The sequence below is a fragment of the Clostridioides sp. ZZV14-6345 genome, from assembly GCF_020657775.1.
Classification (GTDB): domain Bacteria; phylum Bacillota; class Clostridia; order Peptostreptococcales; family Peptostreptococcaceae; genus Clostridioides; species Clostridioides difficile_D.
The window spans coordinates 1-7625 of record NZ_JAGWCX010000103.1 but is presented as its reverse complement, the minus strand read 5'-3'; the positions used below and the strand labels follow the sequence as shown (position 1 = coordinate 7625).

Annotated in this window: 6 protein-coding genes; 3 read left to right on the top strand and 3 right to left on the bottom strand. The window is 27.2% G+C overall.

From position 1 onward, the window contains the following. Positions 1-470 precede the first annotated feature (470 nt). Positions 471-1103 carry a recombinase family protein gene (locus KGF39_RS18440; protein ID WP_227823425.1) on the top strand — a complete coding sequence of 211 codons (633 nt, stop codon included), beginning with the start codon at positions 471-473 and terminating at the stop codon, positions 1101-1103. A 577-nt stretch (positions 1104-1680) separates the two neighbouring features. Next, positions 1681-2607: a hypothetical protein gene (locus KGF39_RS18435; protein ID WP_227823424.1), complete on the top strand. Its 927-nt coding sequence runs from the start codon at positions 1681-1683 to the stop codon at positions 2605-2607. A gap of 123 nt (positions 2608-2730) precedes the next feature. On the opposite strand, the gene KGF39_RS18430 is transcribed toward KGF39_RS18435, so the two are convergent. Next, positions 2731-4173: a DNA cytosine methyltransferase gene (locus KGF39_RS18430; protein WP_227823423.1), complete on the bottom strand. Its 1443-nt coding sequence runs from the start codon at positions 4171-4173 to the stop codon at positions 2731-2733. 700 nt (positions 4174-4873) lie between these two features. On the opposite strand from KGF39_RS18430, the gene KGF39_RS18425 reads away from it, so the two are divergent. Further along, positions 4874-5419 carry a tyrosine-type recombinase/integrase gene (locus KGF39_RS18425; protein WP_227823422.1) on the top strand — a complete coding sequence of 182 codons (546 nt, stop codon included), beginning with the start codon at positions 4874-4876 and terminating at the stop codon, positions 5417-5419. Positions 5420-6673: 1254 nt separating this feature from the next. On the opposite strand, the gene KGF39_RS18420 is transcribed toward KGF39_RS18425, so the two are convergent. Both KGF39_RS18420 and KGF39_RS18415 read right to left on the bottom strand, forming a co-directional pair. Then, complete coding sequence (locus tag KGF39_RS18420; RefSeq protein ID WP_227823421.1) at positions 6674-7219, bottom strand: hypothetical protein; 546 nt, start codon at positions 7217-7219, stop codon at positions 6674-6676. 77 nt (positions 7220-7296) lie between these two features. Continuing rightward, positions 7297-7494, bottom strand: coding sequence for a helix-turn-helix domain-containing protein (locus KGF39_RS18415; RefSeq protein ID WP_038811696.1), 198 nt, complete (start codon positions 7492-7494; stop codon positions 7297-7299). Positions 7495-7625: the final 131 nt, after the last annotated feature.

Genomic DNA, 7625 nt, shown 5'->3' with positions numbered 1-7625 from the left:
CAAATTTAATTTGCTCCTGCGACAGCCCCTTTTATTTTTATAAATAAAAAAAGTCTAAATTAGTAATCAAGATGATAACGATAAAAGATAAAAATTACAAGCTTTGTTCAAGATAGTTGGATAAGGCTTTTTTTAAAGGGTATATCAGTAAGAGTTATATTGTATAAAAATATAAAACTTATTGATGTACCATTTTTGTTTTAAAAATTTGGCTGCTTAAAAAATATAAAAAAGAATTTGGCGATTTTATATAAAATATTTAAGGAATAGTTGATATAAAAAAGGTGATATGTTCGTGTTCGGAGAAACCAACGTTTGACCGTACGCACAATATTTGTATTATTTTTACATAGAATCATTGCAAATCAACAATAAAATATGTTCGGTATAGCAAAAATGGAAAAAATAGTTTGACCGAACGAAAAATGTATTGTATAATTATTATAACAAGATAAACGGGGGATATGATTATGATAATTGGATATGAGAGAGTAAGCACAAGAAAACAGGATAATAGTAGGCAAGAAAGAGTTTTAGAAAATGAGGGAATTAAGTTTGATAAGATATATAGGGATAAAATTACAGGAGCTACAAAAGAAAGAGAAGAATTAAGCAGAATGTTATTAGAAGTAAAAGAGGGAGATATTGTTTACTGTGAGTCTATAAGTAGGTTGGGAAGGAATTTAAAGGATTTAATTGATATTATAGATACATTAGTAACTAAAGGTGTTACAGTGAAAATAATAAAAGAGGGGATAGATACAAATAATAATACATACAAAATGTTACTTGGTGTATTTGGGGCAGTCGCAGAAATGGAGAGGGAAACAATACAAGAGAGAACGCAGCAGAAAATAGATCAGTTAAAAGAGGATAAGAAAAAAGGAGAGATAAATACAAAAACAGGTAAATGGTTTGGTAGACAAAAAGTAACTAAGGCGCTTTTAGAAACTAACAAAGAATTTATAAAATATTATAATAAAATCCTTGATGGAAGCTTGAAGAAGAATGAAGTTGCAAAGATATTAAATATTGGTAGAACTACGCTATATGAGTGGATAAAAATATTCGAGGGTGGAGAAATAAAAAGAAGCAGAAGCTAATTGATTATAATATATTTTGGAAATGGGAGTCTATAATTTTAGACTCTTTTTTATTCACTCAGTAAAAAAGGTTTTTTTGATATGCTAGATAGAATTATAAAATCACATCAAGTTATTGTGAGAACTTTTAATTTTGTTAATTAGTCAGTAATAAATAGTATTTTAGTAAAGAGCCACTTTTGTGACATATTTTTAACTTTTTAATTGTATAAATTTATTAAAATATTTATATAAGAGATGATAAAAATATGAAAAGGGACTATTTGAAAGATGGAGTTAAATAAATAATCCTAAATACAGAAAAACTATTAGTAAAAAACATAAAGAAGTATTAGCAAAATCTAGAGACAAAGTTCTTTATAAAAGGTATATGTGTATGATGAATACATGAAACTAATCCAAATATTCACAAAAAGAAAAGATGTGTTAAGTTTTCTAACCTTAATAGGTTATTCTCAGTTAATGAAATACTTAGATATTAATACTTTATATAAAAGTTGTTTTTGGAAGACTGAATAATTATTTTTTCCATATATTTGATTTATTGTTTATAATACTATATTAGGAGGTGATGTAAATGAACATAATTGAATATATCAGAAAAGAAAGTGTTAATAGTGTATTTGCTATGGGTGCATTTAGAAATTCGTGGACTGTATGGAGTTCTTTAATAATGGACGAACTTGATATGAATGATCCATCTACTATATTTAATTTAGGAGACAAGCTTTCGAATATATTCAGATCTACTGCTAGTGGAAGAGAGCAAAGTGATGTTTCTGGAGGTGGGTATTCATGGGAAGGATTAGTTTGTTGGTATCTTAACTTATGTTTAATAGGTACTAGAACGGTTGTAATAAAACCACTAAAATCTCTAATTCCAAATCCCATTTCTAATGCGATAACTGTTACTTATGATAACTTTAAATCTAATACAGAAAGTGATTTAATCGCTTTAACATTCCCTGATGATCCAAAGTTTGTAAGTGATTTATCTACACTTGATAATTTAGTAACTAATATTCCAATTTTTAAAAGAGGTGGTAGCGTTAATTACAATGATTTAATTGACTATCTAACTGACACTCATTTCAATTCTATAAATATATGTGTTATTCAGTGTAAGACGAATTGGAAAGATAATGCACAAATACCAATGTTATGGGATATGATTTATTCTGGTCAAAGTTTTGCTAGAGGTATTTCCGTTGGCGTAAATGGATATTCTATCTCTCCACAGCGATTTACATATGCATTTGTAACTGTTCCTAGTAATGCTGGCGATAAATTTAAACCTACAACAACATGTGTTCAAAGAGTTCGAAATTTATCTGGAGGAAACTATTGGGGATTTCCTACCTTGCCTTATGTCTCTAAATCTATCAAAGAAATCATTACAACAAACTTCTTAGCAGGTATTGATGGTGGTAGTGTTAGGGATTCTATTAGAGCTAATATTTCTAATATTAATACAGTTTACAATTATTTTAATATAACTTTATAGAATAGTACTTTAATATTTTCAATGATATAATATAAAAATATTAATTTAATGTAAACAGACTCAAATAAAAAACACTAGATTATTAGTAGCCTAGTGTTTTTTATATCAATATATGACATATGACTAAAATTTTCTTCTCTTATGTTTGTTTTTAGCTGATATACTTTTATTAATCTCTGATGCAATAGCTCTTGCTAATAAAGGTGGGACTGCATTACCTACTTGAGTATACTGTGGTACTTCTTCTTTTCTTCTTTGTCCTCCAGTAGTTCTTTTTCCTAAAAATTCAAAACTATCATCAAATGACTGTAGTCTTGCTAATTCTCTAACAGTAAATGTCCTGTTTTCAAATGGTGATATATAGTCATCTGGTATAGTTAAAACTGTTAAAGAGGGTTCATTCCTATTCAATCTAGTTCTACTATTTTTTTTAGTTAACAATGCGTCTATAAGTTCGTCTATACAATTAGGATTTTTTAATGAATTAATAATATAATCCCTATCATTAAGAACTTCATCTATAGCCATTGCTATCTCTGGAGATATATCTATTTCAGTATTTACTGCTAATTTTTCCATTTCTTTTTCTATGTATTTTATTAAGTTCAGCTTATCTGATATATCTATACCTTCTAATTTTATTCTCTTTCTTAAAGAGTTTGCATCCTCACCTTCTCTATATAAAGAAAATCTTTCTTTGACTATATTAGTGTGATTGGATAACTCTGAATTCAAAATTCCCTCTACTTGTAATCTAGAGCCATCTAGTCTTCTCGTTCTCCCAAGGATAGATGCATTTTGATACTCTGTAAATTGAGGGTTTAGGTTTTCTCTTAAATCTCTGTCTTTTATTAAATCCCCTATTGCTTGTAAAATTGTCACCTTATCTTCTCCTATATGAGTTGGTGTAGGGTATTTAGGTTCTCTTTCTTCTTCTAAATATGCTATAAATATTACTCTCTTTCTAGATTGAGGCACTCCATAATCAGATGCATCCATTAATCTAGGGTCTAATGTTTTATATCCTAATGCTTTAAATTCAGACTTCAAAATTTCTGGAACTACTACATTTTCATAATTAGTACCTCTTAAACCTTCTATATACAGTTTCATATCTAACATGCCTTCTACATTTTCCATAACAACATATCTAGGTTTTAACTCGTCAATTATTCTTAAATACTCTCTAAATAAAAAATTCCTAGGATCATTAGGATCCCTTTTTCCAGATCTACTAAACCCTTGACATGGTGGTCCACCAAAAATAGCGTCTATCGGATTATTTTTTTTAAATCTTTTTCTTCTAGCCTTTCCCTGTCTTCCATTTTTGAACATATCTAAGGACTTTATTTTTTTCAATATAAAGTCTCCACTTAAATCTCTTATATCCATTTGTTCAAACCAAGTATTTTTGCCTTGTATCAATCCTAATTGTTTATGCCTATTTTTATATGTTAATGCAACTTCTGAACTTTTATCACTAGAAAATGCAATATGAAATCCTGCTTGTAATATCCCTTCACTCATTCCACCTGCACCACAGAATAGATCTACTGCTATTTTCATATACTTCCTCCATAATTACCTTTTGTTTATTAAAATATTACTTCTATATATTTATTATCTCAAAATTATAAAAAAAAATCCAGGGTTATTTTTAAATAAACAAAAATTTAAGGTTATAAGTAATTATTTATTACCATTCAATAGCCTAATTGTTTATCTATGAATCTATGCTATGACGTAAGAAATAGCTACTTCTCCACTTATATCCCCAATAAAAAATATTCAAGATATAAGAGAATATAATACACTACTTTTTCATGAGGTATTATTATACTCTACATTTTATTTGTATAATGAAAAGAGTTTATATTAATAACTTAATATCTGTCAAAAAAGAGTCTAAATACTAAAGTTCTTTTTTTATAAAACTATGTTAAATTTTGATTTACTCAAGAAAAAGAGATTTTTTTTGGTATAGTAGACAAAATAATAAAATCACGCCAAATAATTTTTTAAGCTAATAAGTAATAAAAAACTACATATTTTGAACAAAGTAGCGACTTTTTTGTTGTAGAAATATATTAAAATGACTTATATAAATAGAAAAATACCAAAGTTAGACTTAAGGAAAGTAAATTATTAGTTTTTAGAGTTAGTGAAATTGATGAACAACTTTTATATGAATGTTTAGATGAAACTAAAAGTATCAGATAAGAAAATCATATTACTTAGTAAATATAATTTAATAGGAGTGAATTAAATGAGAGTAGAACCCATTGAAAATAAAAAAGATATAGAGAAACTTAAAAGATACTTTAGAAATAAAGGTAAAATAAGAGATTTAACCCTAATAACTTTAGGGTTAAATACTGGCTTTAGGATAGAGGATATTTTAAAACTAAGAGTTAAAGACGTATACAAGAAAAGAGAAATAAATATAAAAGAAAGTAAGACAGGGAAAAGAATAAGAAAGCCTATAAATGATAGTTTAAAAGAAATATTAGATATATATTGCAAAGATAAACCAACTAATGAATATCTATTTAAAAGTCAAAAGGGAGAGAATGAAGCAATAAGCACTACACAAGCATATAGAATTATTAAAAAAGCTTCAAAAGCCTGTAGGATAAGATTAAATATAGGTACTCATAGTATGAGGAAAACACATGGTTTACATATATTTAAGGATAAAGGAATTGAAGTAGCACAAAGAGCTTTAAACCATGCTAATCAAATAGATACATTAACTTATATTGGGGTAGTACAAAAACAAGCTGATAATGCCATTATGAAGCTTAATTTATAGTTAAAAATGTACGATTCTCTTGCCTGTTTTTACATTTTATAATTAGTAGGTAAGCAAATAAGCTTCTGAATAAGTAATTGCAATAGATAAAGATAACTAAAATAAATGTAATAGTTTATAGTAATCGTACATTTTTTTATATACCTGTATGTATTTCTATTACATGGATTGAGTTTGTTTTTATCATGTTTAGAAAAAATGGCTACTATTAATTGATTATTAATTGAGAATGAGTGCATACTGAAGCTTAATACTATAATATTTCAAAACTACTAAACTAAATAAAAAATCAAACTCAAATACATTACTTAATCACAGTAAAATCAGTACATACAGGGGTATTGCATAACGAAACTACTTTATTAAATAAAGTTAGATTGCAATAAGATATAAGGGATATTTCATATTGAGTAAAAAAAGATAAAAAACAACTCGAAAAACCCTTTTAATTTAAGCGAAATCAATGTATATAGCTATTTTTTTTACTGTATTTTTGAAATAAAGTTGCAACCTATATATTTTACTTCATTAAAACTCACTTAATTTAGTTTGAAACAATTCAATTAAGTACTTCAAATAAAGCTATATCAATATATAGAAGGCTATTTGATTCACCACAAAAAAGTACAATAATTAGCCCCCCTTGATAAAAATAACGCTATTAAAAGAAAAAATGTGAACCGAGGTAGGTACATGGCTTCGGAGATAAGCATTGTTTTGTGTAAGGTGTGGGGGTGGGGTGTTGCAACTTAAAAACATGGTTGCAGATGCAAAAATACATTAATAAAGCCATATAAAATATTACTACTAAAGATAGTCGGAGTTGTTTAAAATGCTATATTTGACTGATAAAGGATATAAATATTTATAACTGGTTAAATGTTGGGAAATAAAGAGTTTGCATATGCAACTGCACCCCTAAAAAGTATATAGGTTGCAGTACCTATGTAGCACTTATAGCACCTTTTAAAAGGAATAATTTGAATATTAATATTAAAACTATACAAGTAAGTAATTGCAATGTTTCGAGAGATAAATTATATATAAAAGCTTAAAACAAATAGAAATATAATAATCAAACTAATGCTATGTTTTGATGAGTATATGCTCGATAGAAATATATATAATACGCCCCCTATCGGATTAATGAAACAAACAAGGATAGAGGACTGGAAGGAGAACTTATTTTTCACAGGAAGCCAAAAAATGAGATTTTCATTGAAAAGTTTTTAGAATATCAGAAAGTAAGTAAAATTACTTATATTTATCCATAAAATCTTTAAGAGCTTGGCTAATAATATCCTGTACCCTATACTTCTTATTACCTTCACAGAAGGCTACAAACTCTTTTTGAATATCCTCATAGACCTTATAGCTTCTAGTGACTGTATTACCCTTAAAATCATTTATTTTTAGTTTATCAGCCCCAACTACTTTATTACTACTTTGTGATTCGTACCAGTTGTATACTTCATTCAGTTTATTATTCATATCATTGAATTTAGATAAAATATTATTAAAATCAATGTTAGTTGCGTCAACTAAAGTATTGTCATTGCTAGTGTCGCCCGTAACTACTTTTAAACTACTTTCTAATTCAATAACTTCAACAATAGATATATATAGCTTCTTAGCTTGATTAAATTCATATCCATGTTGTTTAAATCTATTTCTTATAGTTGTACGACCAATAGAAATATCCTTGCAGATATTAGTTAGTGTATTACCCTCTAAGAGCTTATTATTAATATATTGTATCTGCTCCTTGATAGGTAAATTATCAAATGTATATCTATCCATGTTTAAACCTCCAAAATAAAATAACTACTAAAGTAGTTTTCTAGTAGTTATAAATAAACCCTTTAGAATTAATATTTTTATTTGTCCCAACCTAACAATTCATTAGGTGAACATTTAAGAGCCATACAAATTTTTTCTAAAGAATCGAATTTAATAGATGTGGTTTGATTTGAAGCTAATCGGCCAATGTTTTGAGGCGTCATTCCTGTTTGCTTTGATAACCAGTATTTACTTTTACCTCTAGACATTAATAATTCATTTAATTGTATATACATATTAACCCCCTTATAATCATTAGTTATATAAATACATATTACACAAGATATGTATTGTACGCAATTTAACTATTGACAATCATTGTCGTATATAGTTAGTATTATAAGTATAAGTGTAAAATACTGGAAGT